This window comes from Hymenobacter sp. BT730, assembly GCF_030542105.1.
GTDB lineage: Bacteria > Bacteroidota > Bacteroidia > Cytophagales > Hymenobacteraceae > Hymenobacter.
In genome coordinates, this window is sequence record NZ_JAUOFB010000001.1 from 130,627 (window position 1) to 155,641 (window position 25,015).

25 protein-coding genes are annotated in these 25,015 nt (G+C 57.0%); 16 read left to right on the plus strand and 9 right to left on the minus strand.

The features are described from left to right. The first annotated feature begins 2 nt into the window (after positions 1-2). From Q4G72_RS00520 to Q4G72_RS00530, 3 genes are read left to right on the plus strand one after another with little or no spacing between them, the layout of a single operon-like run. Positions 3-1,538 (plus strand): BatA domain-containing protein, encoded by a 1,536-nt coding sequence (locus Q4G72_RS00520; protein ID WP_303309483.1) that lies wholly within the window; start codon positions 3-5, stop codon positions 1,536-1,538. Beyond that, a complete protein-coding gene (locus Q4G72_RS00525; protein WP_303309484.1) occupies positions 1,535-3,757 on the plus strand; it encodes a DUF4175 family protein in 2,223 nt (740 codons plus the stop codon). The genes Q4G72_RS00520 and Q4G72_RS00525 overlap by 4 nt, the downstream gene beginning before the upstream one ends. A gap of 4 nt (positions 3,758-3,761) precedes the next feature. Next, positions 3,762-5,540 carry a hypothetical protein gene (locus Q4G72_RS00530; protein WP_303309485.1) on the plus strand — a complete coding sequence of 593 codons (1,779 nt, stop codon included), beginning with the start codon at positions 3,762-3,764 and terminating at the stop codon, positions 5,538-5,540. A 172-nt stretch (positions 5,541-5,712) separates the two neighbouring features. Here Q4G72_RS00530 and Q4G72_RS00535 read toward each other — a convergent pair whose 3' ends face one another. Further along, complete coding sequence (locus Q4G72_RS00535; RefSeq protein ID WP_303309486.1) at positions 5,713-5,940, minus strand: hypothetical protein; 228 nt, start codon at positions 5,938-5,940, stop codon at positions 5,713-5,715. 135 nt (positions 5,941-6,075) lie between these two features. Between Q4G72_RS00535 and Q4G72_RS00540 the strand changes: the two genes are divergently transcribed. The 5 genes from Q4G72_RS00540 to Q4G72_RS00560 all read left to right on the plus strand — a co-directional run bounded on the left by Q4G72_RS00540 (position 6,076) and on the right by Q4G72_RS00560 (position 9,200). Beyond that, positions 6,076-6,663: an RNA polymerase sigma factor gene (locus tag Q4G72_RS00540; RefSeq protein ID WP_303309487.1), complete on the plus strand. Its 588-nt coding sequence runs from the start codon at positions 6,076-6,078 to the stop codon at positions 6,661-6,663. Between the two features lie 48 nt (positions 6,664-6,711). Then, positions 6,712-7,866: a trypsin-like peptidase domain-containing protein gene (locus tag Q4G72_RS00545; RefSeq protein WP_303309488.1), complete on the plus strand. Its 1,155-nt coding sequence runs from the start codon at positions 6,712-6,714 to the stop codon at positions 7,864-7,866. A 159-nt stretch (positions 7,867-8,025) separates the two neighbouring features. Further along, complete coding sequence (locus tag Q4G72_RS00550; RefSeq protein ID WP_303309489.1) at positions 8,026-8,322, plus strand: hypothetical protein; 297 nt, start codon at positions 8,026-8,028, stop codon at positions 8,320-8,322. A gap of 201 nt (positions 8,323-8,523) precedes the next feature. After that, positions 8,524-8,733, plus strand: a complete 210-nt coding sequence (locus Q4G72_RS00555; RefSeq protein ID WP_303309490.1) for a hypothetical protein — start codon at positions 8,524-8,526, stop codon at positions 8,731-8,733. Positions 8,734-8,879: 146 nt separating this feature from the next. Further along, positions 8,880-9,200, plus strand: coding sequence for a hypothetical protein (locus Q4G72_RS00560; RefSeq protein WP_303309491.1), 321 nt, complete (start codon positions 8,880-8,882; stop codon positions 9,198-9,200). Here Q4G72_RS00560 and Q4G72_RS00565 read toward each other — a convergent pair. Next, the gene (locus Q4G72_RS00565; protein ID WP_303309492.1) at positions 9,190-9,597 is read right to left on the minus strand and encodes a hypothetical protein; all 408 of its coding nucleotides are present in this window, start codon (positions 9,595-9,597) and stop codon (positions 9,190-9,192) included. The genes Q4G72_RS00560 and Q4G72_RS00565 overlap by 11 nt on opposite strands. Before the next feature lie 218 nt (positions 9,598-9,815). Between Q4G72_RS00565 and Q4G72_RS00570 the strand changes: the two genes are divergently transcribed. After that, positions 9,816-10,343: an inorganic diphosphatase gene (locus tag Q4G72_RS00570; RefSeq protein ID WP_303309493.1), complete on the plus strand. Its 528-nt coding sequence runs from the start codon at positions 9,816-9,818 to the stop codon at positions 10,341-10,343. A gap of 56 nt (positions 10,344-10,399) precedes the next feature. On the opposite strand, the gene Q4G72_RS00575 is transcribed toward Q4G72_RS00570, so the two are convergent. Then, positions 10,400-11,503 (minus strand): PAS domain-containing sensor histidine kinase, encoded by a 1,104-nt coding sequence (locus Q4G72_RS00575; RefSeq protein WP_303309494.1) that lies wholly within the window; start codon positions 11,501-11,503, stop codon positions 10,400-10,402. Positions 11,504-11,733: 230 nt separating this feature from the next. Further along, a complete protein-coding gene (gene ettA / locus Q4G72_RS00580) occupies positions 11,734-13,398 on the minus strand; it encodes an energy-dependent translational throttle protein EttA (protein ID WP_303309495.1) in 1,665 nt (554 codons plus the stop codon). Positions 13,399-13,748: 350 nt separating this feature from the next. On the opposite strand from ettA, the gene Q4G72_RS00585 reads away from it, so the two are divergent. The 3 genes from Q4G72_RS00585 to Q4G72_RS00595 all read left to right on the plus strand — a co-directional run bounded on the left by Q4G72_RS00585 (position 13,749) and on the right by Q4G72_RS00595 (position 16,245). Beyond that, positions 13,749-15,068 (plus strand): DUF349 domain-containing protein, encoded by a 1,320-nt coding sequence (locus tag Q4G72_RS00585; RefSeq protein WP_303309496.1) that lies wholly within the window; start codon positions 13,749-13,751, stop codon positions 15,066-15,068. A 138-nt stretch (positions 15,069-15,206) separates the two neighbouring features. Continuing rightward, entirely contained in the window at positions 15,207-15,428 is a 222-nt protein-coding gene (locus tag Q4G72_RS00590; RefSeq protein WP_019948259.1) for a DUF2795 domain-containing protein, read from the plus strand. Between the two features lie 49 nt (positions 15,429-15,477). Then, entirely contained in the window at positions 15,478-16,245 is a 768-nt protein-coding gene (locus Q4G72_RS00595) for an ABC transporter ATP-binding protein (protein ID WP_303309497.1), read from the plus strand. Between the two features lie 21 nt (positions 16,246-16,266). On the opposite strand, the gene Q4G72_RS00600 is transcribed toward Q4G72_RS00595, so the two are convergent. The 3 genes from Q4G72_RS00600 to Q4G72_RS00610 all read right to left on the minus strand — a co-directional run bounded on the left by Q4G72_RS00600 (position 16,267) and on the right by Q4G72_RS00610 (position 19,870). Beyond that, positions 16,267-17,451, minus strand: coding sequence for a lycopene cyclase family protein (locus Q4G72_RS00600; RefSeq protein ID WP_303309498.1), 1,185 nt, complete (start codon positions 17,449-17,451; stop codon positions 16,267-16,269). A gap of 123 nt (positions 17,452-17,574) precedes the next feature. Continuing rightward, a complete protein-coding gene (locus tag Q4G72_RS00605) occupies positions 17,575-18,438 on the minus strand; it encodes an LOG family protein (protein ID WP_303309499.1) in 864 nt (287 codons plus the stop codon). A 172-nt stretch (positions 18,439-18,610) separates the two neighbouring features. Next, complete coding sequence (locus Q4G72_RS00610; RefSeq protein ID WP_303309500.1) at positions 18,611-19,870, minus strand: ABC transporter permease; 1,260 nt, start codon at positions 19,868-19,870, stop codon at positions 18,611-18,613. A 141-nt stretch (positions 19,871-20,011) separates the two neighbouring features. Here Q4G72_RS00610 and queA point away from each other — a divergent pair, with 141 nt between their 5' ends. Then, positions 20,012-21,061 carry a tRNA preQ1(34) S-adenosylmethionine ribosyltransferase-isomerase QueA gene (gene queA / locus Q4G72_RS00615; RefSeq protein ID WP_303309501.1) on the plus strand — a complete coding sequence of 350 codons (1,050 nt, stop codon included), beginning with the start codon at positions 20,012-20,014 and terminating at the stop codon, positions 21,059-21,061. Positions 21,062-21,134: 73 nt separating this feature from the next. Here queA and Q4G72_RS00620 read toward each other — a convergent pair whose 3' ends face one another. Further along, positions 21,135-21,479, minus strand: coding sequence for a hypothetical protein (locus Q4G72_RS00620; RefSeq protein ID WP_303309502.1), 345 nt, complete (start codon positions 21,477-21,479; stop codon positions 21,135-21,137). Between the two features lie 153 nt (positions 21,480-21,632). On the opposite strand from Q4G72_RS00620, the gene Q4G72_RS00625 reads away from it, so the two are divergent. Further along, positions 21,633-22,331: a 2-C-methyl-D-erythritol 4-phosphate cytidylyltransferase gene (locus Q4G72_RS00625; protein WP_303309503.1), complete on the plus strand. Its 699-nt coding sequence runs from the start codon at positions 21,633-21,635 to the stop codon at positions 22,329-22,331. A 66-nt stretch (positions 22,332-22,397) separates the two neighbouring features. Next, a complete protein-coding gene (locus Q4G72_RS00630; RefSeq protein ID WP_303309504.1) occupies positions 22,398-23,198 on the plus strand; it encodes an enoyl-CoA hydratase-related protein in 801 nt (266 codons plus the stop codon). Between the two features lie 156 nt (positions 23,199-23,354). On the opposite strand, the gene Q4G72_RS00635 is transcribed toward Q4G72_RS00630, so the two are convergent. After that, entirely contained in the window at positions 23,355-24,200 is an 846-nt protein-coding gene (locus tag Q4G72_RS00635; RefSeq protein WP_303309505.1) for a hypothetical protein, read from the minus strand. 217 nt (positions 24,201-24,417) lie between these two features. Between Q4G72_RS00635 and Q4G72_RS00640 the strand changes: the two genes are divergently transcribed. Next, the gene (locus Q4G72_RS00640; RefSeq protein WP_303309506.1) at positions 24,418-24,972 is read left to right on the plus strand and encodes a DUF4142 domain-containing protein; all 555 of its coding nucleotides are present in this window, start codon (positions 24,418-24,420) and stop codon (positions 24,970-24,972) included. Positions 24,973-25,015 lie beyond the last annotated feature (43 nt).

Consider the following 25,015-nt stretch of genomic DNA (forward strand, 5'->3'; position numbering starts at 1 on the left):
ATTTGTTTACGCTGCTCTCTCCTTCCGCATTACTGGCTTTAGGTGCCTTAGTGGTACCCCTGGCCATTTATTTGTGGAACCGGCGGCCCGGCCGCACGGTACAGGTAGGCAGTTTGCGGTGGTTGGAAGCCGGCGCTAACCGGCGGTTACGGCGACTCAGCCCGGAACAGCTGCTGTTGTTTTTGCTCCGCGTATCCGTACTGTCACTGCTGGCCCTGGCGCTGGCCGGTCCGGTTTGGCAGCGCCCGGCCCAGCCGCTACGAGGCCCCGTACTCATCAGCCCGGAGCTACTGACTTCCGGCGGCGTAGAGGCGGTACGCCCGCAGATAGATTCGTTACGCCGCCGAGGGCATTCCTTACGGTTGCTACAGCGCGGCTTTCCCCTGATACCGACGGCCGCCTGGTTGCGGCCGGATTCGGCGTACCCGGCTAGCCAAAAACCGCAACCCGTAGAGAACCTGTGGGCACGTCTGCAGCAGGCCACCGACTCATTTCCCCAAGGCCGCCTGTGGGCATTTACTTCCGCCAGGCTCCGGCATTTTCAGGGCAACCGCCCTGCCTTGTCCCGGCGCCTGGCCTGGACTGCCATTCCCTTGGATGACTCCACTACGTGGGTGCAGGCGGCTTTCCGGCCTTCGCCTGCTACACTTACACTGCTGCTGGGTCACAGCGCAGAAAACCGCACCACCTTTCGTACCATCATGCGGCCAGTATCATCCCAGCCCATTGACGTACCGGGCTTAGGCAACTGGCAGTATCAGACTTCTGCCGACCGCGCCCTGCTAGTTTCCGCCACTGATACCATTCCCGTTCAGACGGACGCCTGGCGCGTGTGGGTGCGGATGGCCCCAGCCTACGCCGAAGAAGCCCGCCATGTGCGCGCTGCGCTGCGAGCCGCGGCCTTGGGCGTAGCCATGCCTCTGCAGCTGGTGGTTTCCGCTGATGCGCCGCCTGCCGCCCAGCCGCTGGACTGGGTATTCTGGTTGACGGATGCGCCATTGCCAACCGAGCTGAAAGCAAGCATGGCTACCGGCCTGAACGTATGGCAGGTAGCAGCCGGCCCGGGCAAGGCGGTGGCTACTCATTTTGCTCCTTTTCCGGAAGGGCCGGTTGTCCCTGTTCAGCGGCGGGACAAGGCCGTCCCTATGAGCCGCGCGCTTGCCTTATGGGCGGATGCCACCGGGCAGCCGCTGCTGACTTATACTCCTGCCCAAAAAGGCGGACACTATCAGCTGCACACCCGTTTTCAGGCCGGCTGGAGTGAATTGGGCGAAACTGCAGAGCTGCCGGCCCTACTCCTGCCGCTGCTGCACCCGAAACCAGCGCTAAATCCAGCGCACGATTTCCGGACGCTACCACCTTCCGTTTTACAGCGTTTTGACGATACTCAGCCAGTACTGCAGTCGGTTGTTAAAAGCCCGGTGGCGGTGGATTTGCGGGTGTGGTGGATACTGGCAGCAGGGATTTTGTGGGCTTTTGAGCGGCTGGTAGCGTCCCGGCAAGCTCGTGTGTCCGCTAGTAATGCATCTGCTGTATGAGGGTAACGAAAAACCAAACGTTGGCAACGCCGCATATACTACTGGAGCAGGTAGCCCACCAGCGTGCCTGGCAGCAAACCGCGCGCGCGCTGCTGTCGGCAATGGCGTGGTTGCTGGTGCTGATAATGGCCTGGCAGCGCGGAACCGACTGGCACACTCCTACTCTGGCTCTGGGCTTTTTGGGACTTGCCTTGCTGCTATGGTATTTGTTCCGGCTTTGGCAGCCTGATTTGGCTAATACTGCCCGCCAACTCAACCGCTTGTATCCCGAGCTGGAAGACAGCGCCGGCCTGCTGTTGCGCCAGCCCAATGAGCTAAGCTTGTTGGAAGGCCTGCAGCGGGAGCACATCATCAACCGTCTCTCCTCCCTTTCTGCTGAAAAACGGCCATTGCTGCCTATCAGTTGGCGCCCAGCTCTCCTTCTGACCGTTGCGCTGTTGCTGTTGGCCGGCGGATTGGCGCTATGGAAATCAAATTCAACTGCTCGTGCTGATGCGGCACCAGCCCTGGCCATCCGGTTTCCTGAAAGCCCCACTGTGGCAGGCCAACCGACAGCCCCACGCCTGCTGGAAACTCGCGTCGTAATCAGCCCACCAGCTTACGCTCGGCAAGCTGCTTTTTCAGCCTCCCAGCCATCGTTTCGCTGCCCGGAAGGTTCCTCGGTGCGCTGGACCGTGCGTGTGAGCCGGTCCGCCAAACAGCCGCCACAACTAGTTCTAGGCAAGCAAACCCTCCCTTTCCGCCCCGTAGCCGGACAGGCCAACACCTTCACAACGCAGGCCACTCTCACGTCATCCGTGCTCTACCATCTGCGCTTCGCGGGGCATAACTCTGATGACTACGCCATCAACGTACAGCCTGACCAAGCGCCTACGGTGCGGATTCAGACGCCAAAACCCTATACCCTGGTTGAGTTTGGCATGAAGCCGCAGGTGCCGGTGCGCGTGTTGCTGCAGGATGATTATGGACTAACCCGCGCCCGCCTGGTAGCCACCGTAGCGCAGGGTCAGGGTGAAGCGGTGAAGTTTTGGGAAGTAGCCACGGAGCTAAGCGGCAGCCTGCGCGGCCAGCCGGTGCAGGCTACCCTGGCGCACCTGCTGCGCCTGCCCCAGCTGGGCCTCACCTACGGCGACGAAGTGTATTTCTACGTGCAGACCTGGGACAACCACCAGCGCACCGCCCGCTCCGACAGCTATCTGGTGCAGTGGGAAGACACTACTGTGGATGACTCCGGCACCGACATGGCCCTGGGCGTGAATGTGGTACCGGCATATTTTCGGAGCCAGCGGCAAATTATCATTGATACCGAAAAGCTGCTGGCAGAAAAGCGCGACCTGACCGATGCTACCCTACTGGAGCGCTCCAACACCATAGGCTACGACCAGAAAGTACTGCGGCTGCGTTACGGCCAGTTTATGGGGGAGGAATTCTCGGAAAGCATCGGCGACGCGCCCGTACTGCCCGATTCTGACAGCTCAGCGGACAAGCACGAGGGACCGGATGAGCATGAGCACCACGATGAGAAGCCCCCATCAGCCACTACCGAAGCCGCCGGGGATGCTTCCCACCTGATGGATGCCTACGTGCATGCCCACGATGACGCGGAAACGGCTGATTTTTTGGAGCCCGCAGTGAAAGCCAAGCTCAGCATTGTGCTCAGTCAGATGTGGGAGGCCGAGCTGCGGCTGCGCACGGGCCGGCCTACCGCCGCGCTGCCCTTCGAATACAAAGCCCTGCGCCTGCTCAAACAAGTGCAGCAGCAAACCCGGGCCTACGTGAAAAAGTCGGGCTTTGAGCCGCCGGTTTTCCCCGAGGCTACCCTGCGCCTGACAGGTGAGCTGGGTAATGCTTCAGGGACTGCCATCCGGCGGTCCGTTCCGGCTCCGACCTCGTCACAGAAACCCGCACGGGCGGCCTTGGCGGTTGTACAACGCCTGCAGCAGGGCGCTGCACCTACTTCAACCGATGCGCTGGTGCTGGAGCAGGCCGGGCAAACTCTGGCCCAGGAAGCTTTGCAACAGTCTGGCGCTTATCTAGGGGCTTTGCGGGATCTGCGCAGCCTCACGGGCCGGCTACGGGCCAAACAGCCGCCCTGCCGCAGTTGCCTGCCGGTGATTGAGCGCGCCCTGCTGCACCTGTTGCCCGCTCCCAGCCCGGCCCCCGTCCGTCAGCCTGGCCCCGACCGGCTTTCTCAACGTTATTTCCAGGAGCTTCGCTAGCCGTATGACTTTCTCTCTCCCTACGGTTGTGCTTCCCGCTTTTTGTGTACTGCTGGCCTTGGGCCTGACGGTGGCAGCTATCCGCCGCCCTAACCGGCACTGGCTGGCGGGGCGTATCGTGGCTGGCTGGCTGGCCTGTGCCGGCCTCTGGGCTATGGCGCAGCCGCCTACCCACACCGTTCGGCAAGCGGCGGGCACGGCCATCTTGCTCACCCCCGGCTACCAACCCGATTCTCTCCGGCAACTGCTCCAAAAGCTAGGGCCGGCCACTCCGATTTATCGGTACGAAAAAGCCATAGGCGACACGCCCGCCGTGCGCCAGGTAGCGGCTATGTTTGAGAGGCAGCTGCCCTTACACCGTCTGCATATTCTGGGAAATGGCCTGCCGCCCGCAGAAGCCGATGCCCTGCCAGCTAATCGTCTGGTCATTCACCCGCCCGCTGTTCTGCCCAGCATTCAAACTGCTGGCTGGCCCCATCAGCTGACTACGGGCCAGCCTTTCTGGGTGGAAGGCCGCCTGGCAAAATCTGCGGCCACCTCTTGGGTCGTTTTACGAATGGCGGGGGTGCCGCAGGATTCTGTGCGTTTGAGTCCGGGCAACGCTGCCTTCCGGCTTCAGACGATTCCCCGCACCACCGGGCCGGCCGTATTTGAGCTGGTGCTGCGGCAAAATCAGAACATCCTAGCCGTGGAGCCCCTACCGGTGGAGGTACTTCCGGCGCAGCCGCTACGGGTGCTGCTGCTCAGTAGTGCCCCTTCATTTGAATTCAAGTTTCTGAAAAACCATCTGGCCGCCCGCCAGCACGCCGTGGGCTTGCGGGTGGGCGTGAGCCGGAATACAGTGCAGACGGAGTTGGTGAATCAGACGGCTCATGCCATGGCTTCGCTCAACAGCCTACTACTTTCGCGCTACGATGTAGTGGTAGCCGATGCCGGTATCCTGTCCGCGCTTTCGGCGGAAGTGAGCAGCTTGCGGGCGGCCGTGCAAAAGCAAGGCTTGGGATTGATCGTGCTGGCGGAAGGTCAGCAGCTACCGACTGCCATGCCGGGGCGCGCGGGCTTTACATTGCGGCCAATAGCGGCTACCGAGCCCCGTGGGCTACGCTGGCCGGGCATGCCAGCCGGGAAGCCCACGGCAGCTGTTACCGCTACGCTGCAGCTGCCGGCCAGCACTTATTCCTTGGTTTCTGATCAGCAGCAACGGGTGGTAGTGGCCCGCCACCGGGTAGGTCTGGGGCAGGTGGTAGTATCTACCGTGCCGGAAACCTTTAGCTGGCTGCTGCAAAATACCCCGGCCGTTTACGATGCGTATTGGAGCTTGCTGCTGACGGCGGCAGCTCGCCCGCAGCCTGTAGCGGCCTCCTGGAAATCACAGCCGTACTGGCCCCGCCCCAACCAGCCCCTTACGCTGCAGCTTTCTGCTACGGGCTTCCCCGCCACACCGCCGGTGGTACGCGCGCCGAGTGGGAATACAGCCCCGCTGGCGTTGGAACAGGACTCACACCTGCCCGAGTGGAGCACGGCCAAATATTGGCCCGCCACTGCGGGCTGGCATCAGGTGCAGCTGGCCCAGCAGCCACCTAACTGGGTGTATGTGTACCCCGATTCCGTTTGGCCAGGCCCGCAACGACTAGCATGGCAACAGCGACTAACAACCCAACCTTCCCTGCAGCCGGGCAACGGACCCCACACTTATACCCGGGAAGTGGCTTGGCCCCGTTGGTGGTTCTTTATTCTTTTTGTAGCGGCCGCCGGCTTTATGTGGCTGGAAGAGAAACTGTAAACCCACCCCTGCTTTCAAGCCCGGACTTCGCCTAAAACTTTATAGGCCCGGCCGGGGTACAGCAGGAATATCTTCGCCAAAAGGATAAAAAACGGCCCGAACACCCTTGCGGGTATTCGGGCCGGGAGAGTCAGAGGTCAGCGGCTTACGCTGCCAGCCTCTAACGCTGCAATTACTTGGTCTCTTCGGTCGTGGTGGTCGTGGTAGTAGCGGCAGGAGCGGCAGCCGTCGTGTCGTTAGTAACCGTAGTCGTCTCCGAAGTAACGGTAGTATCAGTGGTAGCAGGAGCAGTAGCTTCTACGTTGGTGGTTTCGGTGGACTCAGTGGTTTTAGACTCGCAAGAGGTCAGGCCAGCAGCGAACAGAACGGCAACAGCAGAAACTTTGAGCAGATTCTTCATTTTGGTGTTAGGTTTGAAAATTAAAAGTCTGAAAAACGCCCTTCATACCTGCCGGGAAGAAAGGTAACCCACTTTGGAAAAAGTTTTTTTTCTTGGGTTACCACAGGGTGCGCAACGTATTAAGAAGCAAAGCGAATGGGCAAGGGTCAACCTTCCTATACCGATGAAGAGTTCGTGGCAGCTATTCGCCGCGGCGACGACCGGGCGCTGGCGCACCTCTACCGCCTGCACCTTCCAATGGTCCTTCACTTTGTGCAGCAGAACAGCGGCACCGAGGATGAAGCCAAGGATGTGTATCAGGAGGGCGTGATGGTATTTTATGAGAAGGTACGCGAAGGCTCTTTGGAGCTCAGCTGCCAGATCAAGACCTACCTCTACGCGGTGTGCCGCCGGCTGTGGCTGAAACGACTGGCCGAGAAAAGCCGCTTCGGCGTGCGTCTCGAAGACCACGAGCCCTATCTCGAAACCGGAGCCGAGGCCGATTTGGCCCTGGCCGAGGAGCGCGACCGGCGCCTGGCCACCATGGCTGAAGCGCTGGAGCGGATAGGTGAGCCCTGTCGTTCGCTTTTAGAAGGTTTTTATCTGTTGGATAAGTCCATGCAGCAGCTCACCGCTGACTTTGGCTATACCAACGCAGATAACGCCAAAAATCAAAAATACAAGTGCCTGGTTCGGTTAAAGAAGCTATTTTTCACTCATTATCAAGAGGAAGAACTGTCCTGATACCGCTCCCGGCGCTCACTGCGGGCCTCACCTACCCGCCGCACTGCTATGAAGACGGAAGCTGACTATTACGAGCTATTTGAAGCCTACCAGCGAGGCGAGCTGGATGCATCTACCCGCGCTGAACTGGAAAGCCGCCTGGCTGCTGACCCAGTCTTTGCGCGCCGCTACGCTGATTTTGAGGCGCTGACGGGCACCATGCGCGCCTATGGCCACCGCTTAGCTACCCGCCGCAAGCTGCAGACCATACAGGCCGAGCTGGATGCGGAGCAGGCAGCTGCGTCTGAAGTGCGGGAAACCGGTATCCCTTCTATGCCGAAGGTGTACATCTCGCCGGTAGAGCGTAAGCTGCGCGACTTCTGGAATGGCTACCGCGCCACTATTGCCGTAGCGGCCTCAGTGGCCGTGCTGGCCGTGTTTGCTACGCTGCTTGGTATTGAGTGGTGGCGGGCAGCCCAACGGCCTTCTACCTACGGCTACACGGTACTGCGCCGGGAAATGGACCGCATTAAGCGCAACCAGCGCGCCATCAATCGGGCTATTAATCAGATAGATGGCACGAAGTCGCCGGAGGAGCTGAACCCCGGCAAATTTGGCGGCACTGGCTTTGCTCTCACATCTGATGGCTACATGGTGACCAGCTACCACGTGATTCAGGGCGCTGACTCGCTGCTGATTGAAGGCCGCGACCGGCAGCGCTACCGCGCCGAGCCCGTATTCTCCGATGTGGCCCACGACCTGGCCATTCTGCGCATCAACGACAAAAAATTCAAAAGCTTTGGCCGCTTGCCTTACGCCTTCAAGCGCGGCGCTGCTGACCTGGGCGAGCGGGTATACACGCTGGGCTACCCCCGCGAGGATGTAGTGTTTGGCGAAGGCTCTTTGAGCGCCCGCTCTGGCTTTGAAGGTGACACGGGTTTTTACCAGATTTCTATTCCGGTGAACCCGGGCAACAGCGGTGGCCCGGTCCTCGATGACCGGGGTAATCTGATTGGCATTATCAGCGGCAAGCAAATGGATGTGCAGAGCGCAGCCTTCGCTACCAAGTCGTCTTATTTGATGCGTTTGGTGGATTCGCTGTCGGCGGCCAATTCCGGGCCCACTTACAACATGCCCCGCACCAACCAACTGTATGGCACCTCACGGGCGCAGCAGGTGCGTAAGTTGCAGGACTATGTCTTTGTGGTGAAAGTGTACGAATAAACTCTCTTCCTATTCCCTTGAAAAGGCCTGTTCCCCGCGGACAGGCCTTTTTTTATTCTCAGACAGCCTTTACATAGGGTTTTGCGTACACAGCCTCGCGGCTTACTGCTGCATACCTAACCACATATCGTCTATCTACCTCTTTTCCTTCCAAACATCATGAGCACTGAGCTGGATCAAAACCTGGAAAAAATTCTGCCCGAAGACATTGCCCGCACTTTTGAGAGTGCCTACCACGTATTCCAGGGCAACCACGACCATATAGAAGACTTATTACAGCATGGGGGCGCACTCCTACGCAAGGCTAGCCACCGCTTTACTACTACCCAACTGATTGTAGGCATTGCGGTGCTGGCAGTAGGTGCTGTGCTGCTCACCAAGCGTGTAGCCGAAGCCATTGATGATGAGGAAGCAGATGAACAGCCTAAAAAGAAGTCGACTCGTCAGATAGGCTAATCAAAGAGTATATAGTGGAAATCCTAGAGGAGTACCAAGCTCGATTGAGCTTGGTACTCCTCTAGGATTTTTCTGTTTAGATATTATTTTTATTATAATTTTTATATAATGATAAATATTTTCTTGCATTCTATCAGAAATTGCTATTCCTTTGACCTGTCAAAAAAATCTGTTTTTATTCATATAAAACTCTACTGCGCTATGAAATCTGTTACTTGGTCGTTGTTGGGAGGTGTTGTAGTTGCCCTGCTATTTACGGGTGAAACCCATGCTGCTACTGTGCCGGCGGCTTCTCCTACTGCTGCTAGTGTGGCGGCCAGTAACAGTACCTGGGTTTCCAAATCAGAAAAGAAAAAGCGGCAACGTGCAAATGCTAAGCGCCTGCGCAAAATGCGCCGCCAACGCTACTAGCGTTACCCACTCTGTAGCTGGTATCTCTCCTTGCTTCCTGGTACGGAGTTAAAGCGGAATGCCAGGCTACCGATGACTTGCGGCTGCAATAGCTCCGCAACCACACCATTTGCAGCGCGGGTCTGCGTACACGGGAATTCCCACGTATGCAGACCCGACCTTTTATGGCATTTGAGAAGTTATTTCGCATAGCGCGCTGCATTCATCTGCCGGGATTGGGGCTACTGGCTTTACCAGACCAGCCTAGCGCCAAGCTACTGCAATTGCCCCTGCACAGCGGGCTGCAAGTGTATTTGGGTGAGCCCAATGCCTCAGCCTTACCCCTCTTTGGCACAGTAGAAGAAGTACACTTTGCCGGAGAAGAAGCCACGCCAGAGCTGCCTGCCGTAGTAGGGCTACTGCTGGAAAGTAGCACCGCCACGGCGCTGCCACCGAATACTGAGCTATGGTGGCAGGTTACTGACTAACGGCCACTTGCTGCCGCAACCACATATAAGCGGTGGCTACATCATCAAATGTGCCCACCACGGGCTGCATAATTCTTAGCACAGTGGCCTCGGTAGCCTGGCGGGCAGCAAAGTCTCGCGGATAGACCCAGGCTACGTACTGCAGGCCGGCCCGCTGCATTTCTTCCAGCCACCAGGCGCCCCATAGCGTGAGTTGCACCGAGGTGTGGGTAATGTTAGAATTATCGTTCAGGATTTTATGACACGGAAATGCTCGCAGGCTGTCCAGCATCAGCATACACCCGGCCTGGGAAGACTCCTGCGTGTGCTCTCCTTTCCAGTCTACATACAGCCACTGATTTTGGGCATCATGCCCAATAGAAATAGCAGGCGTATCAAGTAGGGAATTTAGCTGCATGTAAGAGCACGGAGGGAAAAAAGATACCTACGGCTAGGATAAAAATACAGTTAGCGAAGGAAATCTTATTCTTACAGAAGCTAAAAAAGTTCGAAGCTGCATTCAGTAGCCAAAGTGCGGGCCAAGCCGGAGAAAGGCTATTTTCCTAGCATTGGCATCGGCCTCAAAACATTGTTCCGGCCAAAAGTCGTACAACCAGGCCACGCTATATCCTGCATATGTCTGTTTCCCTGCACCAACTCCCTGCACATGTTGCCAAATCAAACACCCGCATTCATGTGGTGGTGGAAACGCCCAAGGGCAGCCGTAACAAAGTGGCTTTTGAGCCTGACTTAGGGGCTTTTAAGCTGAAGGGCGTGCTGCCGGAAGGTCACAGCTTTCCGTATGATTTTGGGTTTGTGCCTTCCACGAAAGCTGCCGACGGTGACCCGCTGGATGTACTGCTTTTGCTGGATGCGCCTACCTTTCCGGGCTGTGTGGTGGAGGCCCGGCTGATTGGCGCTCTGGAAATCGAGCAACGGGAAAAAGATGGCACTACTATGCGCAACGACCGGCTGCTGGCCGTGGCGGCTACCTCCCGCGTACATAAAGGAATTCATGAAATCAGCGACCTGCCGGAGGAGATGCTACATGAATTTGAGCACTTCTTCCACTCCTACAACGAAGCTAAAGGAGGTGACATCAGGGTGCTACACCGCGCGGGAGCCAAAAAGGCCCACAGCTTGCTGGCTCAGGCCCATGTATAAGTGCCTCTTTTGCTGCAGTCCGTTTTTAATTCTGTCCGGAAACAGCATGCCTGCCACTAGCCGGCTTTAGGCAACGGCAGCTCAATAAAGAAGGTAGTACCCTGCCCTTCTGCGCTTTCCACCCAGATGCGTCCGTCGTGCAGTTCCACAATGGTTTTGATGATGGACATTCCCAGACCAGTAGTTTTCTCCCCCCGCAGCCCAGGCCGCCGAGCCCGGGTAAAACGCTCAAATAATTCGGGCTGCAGCTCCACCGGGATACCAATACCAGTATCGGCTACCGTTAGCAGCACCCGGGTGGGCTGCTGGGCGATGGTTACGCTCAGGAAACCACCATCTGGGGTGAACTTGATGGCATTGCCGAGCAGGTTGTTCAGCACCTGCATGAACTTGTTTTCATCTATATCGGCGTAGATGCTAGGGTGCGAGGCCTGGAATTGAAAATGATGGCCGGCAGCATACTCCCGGTGCTGATAATTTTGAAGTAGAATGTTGAGACGCTCTACCAGATCCAGACGCTCCAGGTGTACATCCACGTTGCTGGAATCAAGGAATTCCTGGTCTACAAAGTCGCGGATCAGGCTAACGCCTTCCTGGCAGGCAATGCGCATTTCGCTAATCATAGCATTAAGGCGAGCATCCTGAAGGCCTTCCACTTTCTCGGCAATGTAGTCGGCCATTTGCTGCGCCAGTACAAGCGGACTGGCCAGATCATGCGACAGGATTTCGAGCATGGAGTTTTTCTTGCTCTGGTAGCGGCGGGCTACCTCCAGCACGTTGCGTGAACTGGTGGTGTCGCGCACATGCCCACTGATTAGCAGGCCATTTGTGGCCTCAGCCCCATCAGGTACGTAGCCGATAGCGGAAAGGCACAGCCAGCGCAGGCTGCCGTCTGGGTTAAGTAGACGCAGATTGACATCCTCCGCCAGCTGGCCGGTAGCTGCATGGTGAATGCAGTCTGTGAGATAAGGACGGTCGTCGGGATGCAGCAGATTCAGCCAGTGAGGCAGTTCCTCATTCACTTTATCCACATGTCCCCCCAGTTCCCGCTCATAAGCGTCGCTCACGTACAGCACCTGCTTATCCGCAGGACGGTAACAGAAGTATACCACGGAATCGTGCGCGGCTAAGGTGGCAAATAGGTCGGGGTGGGGGTGCATGAGTTAGAAGAGAGGCAGTACTGCCCCACTATACCATCAGTTGCCGGGTTTCGTTGTGAATTGACATATAGCCTTTTTCCAGCAGGCAAACCAAGCGCTAGAACAGGCTAAAAAGAAGCGAGCCTTTGGGAAAAGAAGTGGCTTCTCTTTCCAAAGGCTCGAAAAAATGGAAATCATTCCTCTGCCCTGTTAAGCAGATACAAAGAGTTGTTTCCTTGTGTGATACTGGCTTAAGTCAGCTTCTTGTACCGCACCCGCTTGGGCTCCACGTCGCCGAGGCGCTTGCGCTTGGCCTCCTCGTAGTCGGAGAAGTTGCCTTCAAACCATACCACCTGTGAGTCGCCTTCAAAGGCCAGGATGTGCGTGGCCAGACGGTCGAGGAACCACCGGTCGTGGCTGATGATAACGGCACAGCCGGCAAAGTTCTCCAGGGCATCTTCCAGAGCCCGGATGGCATTCACATCCAGGTCGTTGGTGGGTTCGTCGAGCAGCAGCAGGTTGGCGCCTTGCTTGAGGGTAGTAGCCAGGTGCACGCGGTTCCGCTCGCCCCCGGAGAGCATACCCACTTTCTTTTCCTGGTCGCCACCACGGAAGTTGAAGTTGCTCACGTAAGCCCGGGCATTCACGGGGCGGCCAGCCAGCATCATAGTTTCGGTACCACCGGAAATGGTTTCGAACACTGTTTTATTAGGGTCCAGCGTGTCGTGCTGCTGGTCTACATAGGCCGTTTGCACCGTGGGGCCTACCACAAACGTGCCGGCATCGGGCTCTATCTGGTGCGTAATGAGACGGAACAAGGTGGTTTTACCCGCGCCGTTGGGCCCGATGATGCCTACAATGCCACCTTGCGGCAGGTTGAACGACAGGTTTTCAAACAGCAGTTTGTCGCCGAAGGCTTTGGTGATGTTGTGGGCCTCAATGACCTGCGAGCCCAGACGCGGGCCGTCCGGGATGAACAGCTCCAGCTTCTGTTCTTTCTCGCGGGAGTCTTCGTTCACCATTTTATCGTAGCCAGCCAGACGGGCCTTGCTCTTGGCCTGGCGGGCCTTGGGGGCCATGCGCACCCATTCCAACTCGCGCTGCAGCGTTTTCTGGCGCTTGCTCTCGGTTTTCTCTTCCTGGGCTAAGCGGTTAGACTTCTGCTCCAGCCAGGAAGAGTAGTTGCCTTTCCACGGAATACCCTCGCCGCGGTCCAGCTCCAGAATCCAGCCAGCCACGTTGTCCAGGAAGTACCGGTCGTGGGTAACGGCTATAACAGTGCCTTTGTATTGCTGCAGGTGCTGCTCCAGCCACAGTACCGACTCGGCGTCCAGGTGGTTGGTGGGTTCGTCCAGCAGCAGTACGTCGGGCTCCTGCAGCAGCAGGCGGCAAAGGGCTACGCGGCGCTTTTCGCCCCCGGAAAGGTTGCCGATGATGGCCTCGGGGTCGGGGGTGCGCAGGGCGTCCATGGCGCGCTCCAGCTTGCTGTCCAGGTTCCAGGCATCCAGGTGGTCGAGGCGTTCCTGCACGGCGCCCTGGCGCTCCAGCAGCTTATCAAAGTCCGCGTCTTCGGCCCCAAAGGCTTCGTTGATTTCGTCGAACTCCTTCAGCAAAGCCACCGTTTCGGCGGCACCTTCCTGCACTACTTCCAGTACGGTTTTGCTGGCATCGAGCTGGGGCTCCTGCTCCAGGTAGCCCACCGAGTAGCCTGGCGACCAGACGACTTCACCCTGAATCTGCTTGTCGACGCCGGCAATAATTTTCAGCAGCGACGACTTACCCGAGCCGTTCAGGCCGAGTACACCGATTTTGGCCCCGTAGAAAAACGAGAGGTAAATATTTTTAAGAACCTGTTTCTGCGGCGGGTAGATTTTACTCACGCCGGCCATGGAAAAAATGATGGTCTGGTCGCTCATGCAGAGAAAGAATTAAAAAATCGTGACGTTAGGTAAGGTGCTCGGTTACCGCACCCTGGCAGGGCAAGCCCCGGCGAAGGTACACCGGCCGGGCCATCTGGCCTTTGGTAGTTGAGAAGCTGAGAATAACCGAGTTGGTAAAGCAGCCGTAGCCGGAAGGAACGGTTTAAAGCAATTCCGGCGGCGGCACCGGTTTTCCTATGGCCAAAGGTAGGCAGCAGAAGGCGGCTTTCCCATGGCTATACTCCCGGGCCAGGGTATACCGAAATTGCGCCGCAAGCCGTACACTTGTAATAATTTGTTTAACCTACCCCGTTCGGCCATCTATTGCCGCTCTCGCTATACTACATATGGAACCAACTGACCACCTGCTGGCCGAAGCCCGCCGTTATGGCTACATCCAGGGCGACCAGGTGTGGCTACACCCGTTCATGGACCTGCCCGCCCGGCAGGTTGGGCAGGTGAAAGAATCGGAGGAGGCGTCTTTGACGTACTTCGCCCAACGTTTCGAAGCCTTCCGCACCAAAGTAGACGACCTGCTCCACAAAATGGAGGAGGCTGAAAATAAGGGCTCTTTCCTGATGAAAGCCCTGCACCTGAAAGAGCAGGTGGCCTCCTACGACGGGCTGGGCGACTTTGCCAGCCTGCACCGCCGCCTCACCGACGCGGAGGAGAACATCAAGGTAATGGTGGCCCGCAACCGCGAAAAAAACCTCTCCACCAAGATCAACCTGATCAAGGAAGTAGAGGCGCTGCACGATACCGTAGATTGGCAGGGCGCGGCGGATACCATTAAGGAGCTGCGCCAGGCCTGGATTAAAACCGGGCCCGTAGAAAAGCACCTCATTGAGGAGCTGGATGCCCGGTTTCACGATGCCGTAGAAGGCTTCTTTGCCAAACGCAAGCAGTTCCAGGCCGAGAAAAAGGCCATGACTAACCGCGTCTACGACAAGTACAAAGAGCTGATTCATAAGTCTGAAGCCCTCAAAAACTCCACAGAGTTTGAGGAAACCACCCGCAAGCTCAAGCAACTGCAGCAGGACTGGAAAGAAGTAGACGGCTCCCTGCCCCGCAAGCAGGCCAATGAGCTCTGGACGCGCTTCCGGGCGGCGCACAACCACTTCTTTGAGCGCCTGAAGGAGCATATCAACACCAAGCGCCCCGAAACTACCACTACCGGCAACGGCTCCAGCGCCGACGAAAACCTGAACCGCAAGCGGGCTTTGGTAGACGAAGCCGTAGCCCTGCTGGAGCGCCCTATGGGCGAGGCTGTGGCCCGCGCCAAAGAGTTGCAGGCCGCCTGGAAAAAGGTGGGTCCTGTGCGCGGCGAAGAGTCGGACCGGGTGTGGGAGCAGTTTCTGGCCGCCTGCGACAAAGTATTTGAGTTGAGCGCCCTGGAGCACTTCGTGCGCAAGCGCCAGGCCAACGGCCTGGATACCAGCAGCACCCCCGAGGAGCAATACAACGTACGGGTGCAGGCCCTGCGCGATTTTATCAAGTACGACCGGCAGGAACAGGATGTATTGGAAGAGAATCTGGGCAAGCTCAGCGACTCGCCTGGCAACGAGGCCTTCCGCACTATGCTGCAGGGAAAAATCCGCACGTTCGAAAGAAAAATCCGCACCAAGAGCGAGCTAATTGAACTTCTGCGGCAGCGTTTAGTTGCTTAGTTCAACCTTGCACACTATTTTACGTTCTGCTCGTTAAGTAATCTGCCGCTGTTATTGGGTTATTTCCTGAGCAGTAGCTAGGTTTTAACTGCCGAACACCTACTTTTGCCAACCTTTTTTCTGTAGCAACACACGACTATGTACTGGACGCTGGAATTGGCTTCGTATCTGGAAGATGCCCCCTGGCCCGCCACCAAGGACGAATTGATTGACTATTCTATCCGCTCGGGCGCTCCGATGGAGGTTGTAGAAAACCTGCAGGCTCTGGAAGACGATGGTCAGCCTTACGAGAACATTGAAGAAGTTTGGCCGGACTACCCGACCAAAGAAGACTTCATGTTCAACGAAGACGAGTATTAATTGCTGCTGGTGAAAGGTTGCTGGATACCTGCAGACTGGCTTTGCTTCGTTGAACAACCAACCCTTCCCTAACAACAATCAACAACCCACCACGCTCCGCGTGGAAAATCTGGTTGCGGGGTATGCACAGCGTGTGCTGCTCCGCAACCTTTTTTTGTTGGTCCCCGAGCCTGCCTTCGTGGCTATCATCGGGCACAACGGCTGCGGCAAAACCACGCTTTTTCGCGCTCTTACAGGACAAATCCCCTACAAGGGCACTGTGCACCTGGGCGGCCGTAACCTGCGCACCGTTCACCGGCCGGCCGCCGAAGGCCTTTTGGCGCATTTGCCGCAGCGCAGTTCGGTTTCCTTTCCCATTGAGGTGCAGGAGCTGGTGGTAATGGGCCGCTACCGCCACCACCGCTTTCTAAGCAGCTACTCCCCCACCGACTACACCTTGGCCGAGCAGGCGCTGGCCCGCGTAGGCGCCGCCCACCTCGCCCATCGGGACTTCACCCAGCTCAGCGGCGGCGAGCAGCAGCTGGTGTGGCTGGCGCAACTCAGCCTGCAGGATGCCGGCCTCTACCTCCTAGATGAGCCCACCCAGCAGTTGGACGTGTACTACCGCCGCCGGGTGTTCGATTTGCTGAAAAGCTGGGTGCAGCAGGAAGGAAAAACCATTCTCTGCATCACCCACGACCTGGATAATCTAGCCGCCTTGCCCGGTTACCTGCTGAATCTGTCACGCCCGCAGCCCCAGTTACAACCATTATCAGCAGAAGCTGTGCAAGTTGAGCGGGCCTTTTTGGAAAGCGAAGAAAGCTTAGAAGTCAGATGATAATCTGACCTAATTCCCCTTTCACCGCTGCCCCGGTTTACCACGCAGCACCTGCCAGATGGAGCGAAGAAACGGCCACGGCGAGACGGAATTCATGACCTGCAGATTCTCCCAAGGCGTGGTGCGCTCATCCAGGAAATCAAATATCCGCTCCACCGGGTTGCGCTGAAACAGCTGCGCGAAGATGTCGCGGGTTTGCTCGCCGCGGCGCTGCATGGCGTCCAGCAGCAGCGTATCGAATAGCCGGAACTGCCATTGGTCGCCAGTGGGGTCCTGCGGTGGCTGGCCGGTAGCCGCCAAGGCCGTCACTAGTCTTGCCGACTGCTCCTGAATCCGCTTGAAGGCGTAGCCGGTGCTGGGCTTGGCCCGGCCGCCCCGGGTACCTATGTTGATGATATGCGGGCTTTGTACAGCGGGCAAGGGATGGTCCGTCATGGGAATAGCCCCCACTTCTTCGGCTTCTATCCGATACTTTTCTACACCCAGCTTGTGCAGATATGCTTTAATTTCGGCCTCATAAGCCGCTTGAGGCAGCATTTCCGCTGAAAACAGCGTGTATTCAACCAAGGCCCGGCGCTTGGTGAAGGGTAGCACGTACATAAACCGCGCTTCCTGTTGCTGCGCCCCGCGGAAGTCCATGAACTCTACCGTTTCCGGATCGAAGGCGTCCTGTTCGGTTTCTACTTCCCAGCCCACAAAATGCTGTAGGAGGTAGCGGTGCTTGTCGGGCCGTTTTTGCAGCTGTGGGGGGCGGCTATCGAAGGCGTAGCGGGCGGCGAAGGTACCGGCGCTGGTGTGTGCTACCACGCCGCTGGCGGCTTCTTCCAGCCGCTCTACTGTACCGGTAATCCACGTTACCTGCGGGGCTGTAGCTACGGCTGCCTTAACGAAGCGGTAGAAGTCTAACCCCCGGATCATTTTGTATCGGTGCCGTTGCAGGGGAAATACCTGCTCAAACCCGGGGCTGCGGAAAGCCAGCTGCGCCCACTCGTGCGCTACTATGTCATCAAAGAGTGTGGGGGCATCGGCCCAGAACGACCAGGTTCGGTCGTTTTGGTCTTTGCGCTCGGGCTCCATCAGCAGAATCTGCTTATCGGCCAGCCGTGGCTCCTGCAGCATGTGATAGAGCAGGCTCAGGCCCGCTGCACCACCGCCGGCCAGCAGGTAGTCATAGGTAAAAGAAGGCCTAGAGTCTTTGGCTTGCACAGAGTTCAGAAGGAGTAAGACAGCCGCCCGGACGACAGCCCGGCAAAATGCAGCAGCAAGGTAAACACGAAAAAAGCCGCTCCCGAAGAAGCGGCTTTTTGTAATGCGGAACTACCCGGCCCATTAGAAGTTTGGCGAGAGCAGGTATTTGCTGTAGAAGTCGTCGATGATTTTTACGGCCGAAGCGGCATCATCCACAATCTGCACCAGGTGCATGTCTTCGGCGGAGATGTTACTTTCTTCGTGCAGCATTACGTCTTCAATCCACTTAAACAAACCATTCCAGTAAGCCGAGCCTACCAGAACGATGGGGAAGCGGCCAATTTTCTTGGTTTGAATGAGGGTGATGGCTTCGAACAGCTCATCCAGGGTGCCAAAGCCGCCGGGCATGCCAATGAAGCCCTGGGCGTACTTCACGAACATCACCTTGCGTACGAAGAAGTAATCGAAGTTGATAACCTTATCGGGGTCGATGTAGATGTTGTGGAACTGCTCGAAGGGCAGCTCAATGTTGAGGCCTACCGAGCGGCCACCCTCGGAGCGGGCGCCTTTGTTGCCAGCCTCCATAATGCCGGGACCACCGCCCGTGATAACGCCGTAGCCGTGGCGCACCAGCTTGGCCGCAATTTCCTCGGCCATCTGGTAGTAAGGGTTATCGGGCTTGGTGCGCGCCGAGCCGAAGATGGAGACGCACGGGCCGATTTTGGTCATCTTCTCGAAGCCCTCCACAAACTCGGCCATCACCTTGAAGATCTGCCAGGAGTCGGCAATCTTGATTTCGTTCCAGTCTTTGTCGACGAAGGCTTTGCGGATGCGCTGCTCGTCGTCCAGCTGCACAGTGCGGACACCATGGGACTGCTCACGCAGCTCGCTGATGCTGGTTACCTTATTATCGTTGATGTTGGGCTGGCTGATGGTTTGTCCGCTGCCGGCATTCAGGGCCTCATCAGAGAGTTTGGTCTTGCTGGTTTTCTTAAGTTTCGTCATTCTCGCTCGGCGTAAAAAACGGCCTTAAAACGGGCCGTTGGGGAATATAAAGGGTGGGGTTGGCAAAAAAAAGACGCCCTGCGCGAAGCAGGGCGACCCAAAGTACGGACCCGCAATTTAACGATTTGTCACTATCTGGCCTACTCCCGTTAAGTTTTCGTTACCAGTATCGCTACTTGGCCCGAATGGCCAGCACGGGGTCCATATTGGCAGCCAGCACGGCCGGAATAATACCCGCCAGCATCCCGATGACAACGGATACGGTAAGGCCCAGCGCAATATTTTTGGCGGAGAGGAAGATGGGCATAGCATCCTGCGGTATCATCGTAATCAGCCACACGAGCAAAATGCCGGCAGCGCCGCCAATCAGGCAAAGAAAAATGGCTTCAAACAGAAATTGAAACAGGATAAAGTAGTTCTTGGCTCCCAGTGACTTCTGAATACCGATGATATTGGTGCGCTCCTTCACCGACACAAACATGATATTGGCAATACCAAAGCCGCCCACCAAAATGGCAAAGGAACCAATAACGGCCCCGGCAATGCCGATAACCGAGAACAGCTGGGTAATAGCGTTAGCCAGCATTTCGGGGCGGTTCAGGGCGAAGTTGTCGTCTTCCTTGGGCTTGAGCCCGCGAATGTTGCGCATTGTGCCCTGTAGCTCGGCTTCCAGATCCAGCAGGCCAGAATCGGTATCTGTTCCCTTCACTGCAATAGTGGGCATTACGCCACTCATGCCGCCGGTGCTCAGCGCAAACATTTTACTGAAGGCACCAAAGGGAATAAGGCAATTAGTATCGTTACTGGGCGTATCAAGCAGCTTTTTACCTTCTTTCTGCATCACCCCAATAACGATAAACCGCAGCCCTTTAGCCTTGAATTCCTGGCCTATAGCCGAGCGGCCGGGAAATAGGTTGGCTGCAATATCATAGCCAACAATGGCCACCGGACGGGCGGCTTCGATTTCCTGGGCCGTGAAATAGCGCCCTTCCGTAATGGGTACATCCGACACCACCCGAAAATCAAAGCTTACGCCCTGCAGGGCGCAGTCCGCCACGCTGTTACTGCCGGCTTTCAGGGTGTTGCCGCCGGTAGCGGCGAAGATGGCTACGCCTTTGTTGTTGGCGCTGAGGTTTTGCTCCAGCAGGCGGTACTCCCGCACCGTAGGCACGGGGCGGTTAAAGTATTTCCACCACGGATAGTTGCCCCCAAATGCCCAGGGCCACTTCGCCACGTAAATCACCTTGTCGCCTACAAAGCTCATACTCTGGCGCACGTTGGACTCCAGCGAATCGACCACGGCAAACACGGCAATGATGGCGAAGATGCCCACCGTGACACCTAGCAAGGACAAAATGGTGCGTAGCAGATTCGACTTTAGCGCCTGCCATGCAAACCGGAAGCTCTCAAGTGTCAGACGCAGGGCTTTCATAGGGAGCTAAGTTGAGGACGGGGCCCAATATGGGCAATAACCAGATTTTGGCCGGAAAGTAACAATTAATCCAGCCATTGTGCGTACTTTCGTGCCCTCAAATTTTTCGTTAGGTTCCCCAACTATTGCCCTTTCTGGCCCATGAAACTATCCGAGTTCAAATTTGACCTGCCCGAAAATCTGGTAGCACAGCACCCCGCCAAAACGCGCGACGAATCTCGGCTGATGGTTTTGCACCGTGATAGTGGCAAGATTGAGCACCGGGTGTTCAAAGACATCATTGAGTACTTCGATGAAGGCGACGTGATGGTGGTGAATGATACGAAAGTGTTTCCGGCCCGCCTTTACGGCAATAAGGAGAAAACCGGCGCCAAGATTGAGGTTTTCCTGCTGCGCGAGCTGAACAAGGAAATTCACCTGTGGGACGTGCTGGTAGATCCGGCCCGCAAAATCCGGGTGGGTAACAAGCTCTACTTCGGTGAGTCCGACATGGTGGCGGAAGTTATTGACAACACGACTTCGCGCGGCCGGACCATCAAATTCCTGTTCGATGGTACCGACGAGGAATTTTACAAAGCGCTGCACGACTTAGGCGAAACGCCTCTTCCACGTGAATCCATCACCCGCGAGGCAGAGCCAGCGGATAAGGAGCGCTACCAGACCATTTACGCCAAGCACACGGGTGCTGTGGCCGCGCCTTCGGCCGGTCTGCACTTCACCCGTGAGGTAATGAAGCGCCTGGAAATTAAAGGTGTAGAGGTAGCCCCGGTTACCCTGCACGTAGGTTTGGGCACTTTCCGCGCCGTTGACGTGGAAGATCTGACCAAGCACAAAATGGATTCGGAGAACTTTGTGGTACCTTCTGAAACGGCTACCATCGTAAACCGGGCGCTGGACCGCAAAAAGCGGGTGTGCGCCGTGGGCACCACCTCTATGCGCGCTATGGAGTCGTCGGTATCGGCTAATGCCCGGCTGAAGGCTACCGAGGGCTGGACAGACAAGTTTATCTTCCCTCCCTACGATTTTAAAATTGCCAACTGCCTGCTGACCAACTTTCACACCCCGGAAAGCACGCTGATGATGCTGGCTGCCGCCTTCGCTGGCTACGACCTGCTCATTGAAGCCTACCAAACGGCTATCAAAGAGAAATATAAGTTCTTCAGCTACGGCGACGCCATGCTGATTCTGTAGCCTCTTGATCTGATTACCCCTGAAAGCCCGGTTGCCAACGCAGCCGGGCTTTTTGTTTTAGGTAGCTAATAGCTCAGTGGCTGGAGGGCATACTCACCTGCCCGGTTACCACCAGGTTGCCTACCTGCAGACGCTTAATGGTCAGCTGGTCTATTTCCACGTGACCCAGCCGGGATGCACGCACCGTCAGGCGGCGTACTGCCAGGCGGCCTATTGCCAAAGCGCCAATAGCAACGGCACCAAAGGCCACAGCCCCAATAGCTAATGCGCCTACACTGCGAGCCCCAATGGACTCTACTCCGGTAGCACGGGCGCCAATGGCCAGCGCCCGGATAGCCTGCGGAGGAATAACCTTGGATTTGGGAGAAAGAGTCGTGATAGGCTGAGAAGACATGGAGGGGGAGGCTGGAGTAGTCATAGCGTAGCAGGATAGAAGTGGAAGTATATCAGGCCCCACAAACAGGCCGTTAGGGGGCCGCGCGCAGTGGCAGACGGCCTTATTGAATATACGCTAATTTTGGGCGTAACACGGCGCACTGCTGACGCCGGGCTTAGCCTTCTATAGCTTTTTATGCCTCTTCCCCGCTTTGCCATTATCGTTGCCGGCGGCAGCGGCACGCGCATGGGCGCCGACCGCCCTAAACAGTTTCTGAATCTGCTGGGCGAGCCAGTACTATTGCATACGTTGCGGCGCTTTGCCGAGCCTGCCTTGCAGGTGCAGCGCATTGTGCTGGTACTTCCCGCCGATGCGTTTGCGACCTGGCAGCAACTCTGCACGGAGCATGCCATACAGATTCCGCACACTGTGGTAGCCGGTGGGGCTTCGCGCTGGGCCTCCGTTCGGTTGGGCCTGGCGGAGGTGGCGGGTAGTAACAACGAAGGAATTGTAGCCGTGCACGATGGGGTGCGGCCGCTCACGTCATTTTCCGTCATCAACAATACTTACCTGGCAGCAGAAGCACACGGGGCTGCTGTGGCTGCCGTAGTGCCCAAAGACTCGGTGCGCGGGCTGTCTAAGGATGGCTCTTATGCCTTAGACCGTTCCCGACTGCGCCTCGTGCAAACCCCACAATGCTTTGAGTTGAATTTGCTGCAGCGCGCCTACCAAATGCCGGAGTTATCCACCTTTACGGACGATGCCAGTGTGGTGGAAGACCTGCACCCCATCCGGCTGGTGGAGGGCGACTATCGTAACCTGAAAATTACCACCCCGGAAGACCTGCTGGTAGCGGAAGCTTTTCTGCGGGCTGCCAGTCCTCCTACCGTCTAACTTACGGCGCAATATTTCCGCTGATCCGGTTACTTTGCCCGCCCATTCCTCCCCAACTGATTTCTCATGGAAGCCACCCAGCCTACTTATACCTGCCTGCTCTACAACGTAAGCCCCGACGGCGTAGCCACCATTACCCTGAACCGCCCCGATGTATTCAATGCCTTTAACGACCCACAGAGCTATGAGCTGCAGGATGCTCTTAAGCAGATAGCGCGTGATGTGCGGGTGCGGGTGCTGGTCCTAACAGGTGCTGGCCGGGCCTTCTGCTCGGGGCAAGATCTGAAGGGCGCCAGCAATGGGGAAAAACGCTCATTTTATGATTCCCTGCACAAGCGTTATAACCCCATTATCCGGGCCATGCGGACGCTGCCCAAACCCATCATCTGCCGCCTCAACGGCGTTGCGGCCGGCGCGGGCTGCTCGCTGGCACTGGCCTGCGACGCTATTGTAGCTTCTACTGAGGCTTCCCTGATTGAGGTATTTATCAATATTGGCCTGGTACCGGATTCGGGCTCGTCGTGGTTTTTGCCGCGGCTGGTGGGCACGCTCAAAGCATTTGAGCTGTGCACGCTGGGCAGCAAGGTGCCGGCCGAAGAAGCCCTGCGCCTGGGCCTGGTAAACCAAGTGGTAGCTCCTGAGCACCTGGACGAAGCTACCTATGCACTGGCGGGCCGCTACGCTGCCGCTCCTACCAAAGCCATTGGCCTGATTAAGCAAATGCTGAACAAGGCTGGCGCGGCCACGCTGGATGAGATGCTGGATTACGAAGCCCATTGCCAGCAGATTGCCGGCGAGTCGGCGGACTACCAGGAGGGTGTAAAGGCGTTTGCGGAAAAGCGTAAGCCTGCTTTCACCGGCAAATAACCAATAGCACTTTAATCAAAAGAGCCCGGAGCCATATGGCTCCGGGCTCTTTTGATTAATACCGTATCAGCGCTTCTGTAAGCGTATTATCAGCTCAACTCAGATGGTTTTATTCCCTTACCGGTACCGGGATTCTGAAGTCAGCCAAGCGGCTGCCTAGCGCAGGTTAATCAGGCGGGTTTTGCCATCAATGGTTACGGAGGCAATATTATCGCAGGCCTGGGTGCCGGTGGGGTCGTAGTTGAGCAGCAGGCTGCGGTTTTTGTAGTTGGTGATATTGAGGGTGCCGGCCACGAAATGCCGGGCGCATCCCCGGCGAAGCACCTTCGCCAGCGGCTGCTCAATCTGCACGGTGTAGGCCACGCCTTTGCGGTTTACTCCCGAGCCCGAGCCGGTTACTTTATATTCATCATCGAACACGGTGCGGGTGCCAAAGCCCGCCGTACGGGTGTAGGTGCGCTCTGAGTTCCAGGTGGCCGTGCCGGTAGCCGTGGCTACACTGGCATCCTGTACCTTTAAATTATAGGACCCGTTTTCTAGCGTGGTTAAAATACGCGTGCCGGTATGGCGCCGGTCGTTTACGTAGTAGTCTACCAGGGAGATAGTGGCCGAGGAGCCTGCCTGCCGCCGCTCGCCCTGAAATACCACTACAATTTTACCGCGCCGGGCGATACCGCGGGCGTCCAGGCAGTTGGTAGTTCCAAAATCCAGGGTGAGCGTGCGGATAGCGGCCTCGTAGGTGCGGGTAGCACAGTCCGGGAGGATCAGGCGGAGGTCGTCGGGGGCGACGGCCGGGCTGCCGGAAGTGGTTAAGTCGGCGGGTTCTGCAGCGGCGGTCAGGTCACTTACTGTCACGTTTTCTTCTTCTACCGTAGCGTAGTCTTCCGCAGAAGCCGTACGGTCCGGGCTGAGCTCATCACTTTCTTTATTACAACCAGCAAGTAGCAGGCCGGACGCGGCCAGGGCCGAAAAGCACACGGAACGGAAGATGGAGGCGTTCATGTTATAAAAGGTTTGACGATGAAAGAAGCTGTTTTGCGGCTTAGAAAGCTGAATATTCAAAAGGTTTAATCTACTCAAAAATTTTCTTTTTGCACTTTTCAGGCTTTCGTTTTCTCTTTCGAAAGAACACGTATCCCTTCGGTGCGTATAGAGGGCTATGTTTCAACGCCCTTCCCTCCCTTCGTTGCCTTCCCTCGGCCGGGTTTTCCTGCCTGCTATGCTGCTTGTACTGGTAGCAGCCTGCTCACCCGATGCCAGCCAGAAAGACCCCGTAGCTGAAGCAAAATTCGAAAATGAGCGCCGCATCAGCAGTGAAGATGTCACTAAAAAGCAGGAGCGCGACGCAGAGTTTATGGTGAACACGGCCGTAGCCAGCCTGATGACCGTGCAGCTCAGCCAACTGGCCCAGCAGAAAGCGGCGCTGCCAGCGGTACGGGCCCTGGCCGGTAAGCTGCAAACCGACCATACTACCCTCGACCAAGCGCTGCAGAATCTGGCGCAGCAGAAAAGCATTGTGCTGCCCACCGGCCTGGGCAATGACCAGCAGAAGCGCTACCGCGAGTTTGGCAGCTACACCGGGGGCAGCTTTGATAGAGAATACATCAGTCAGCTCACCGATAGTTACAAGCAACTGGCTGAGGCCTTCGACGATATGCGTGAAGAAGCTTATGATGGCGACATCCGTGGCTTTGCGGCCAATTACCTGCCCATCGTGCAGCAGCACCTTTCTCAGTTGAAAGACCTCGAAGACCAGACCGAGGACCTAAAATAACGCTCTTTTATTTTTACTCTCCTGCCCTCTAAAGCACCCTACA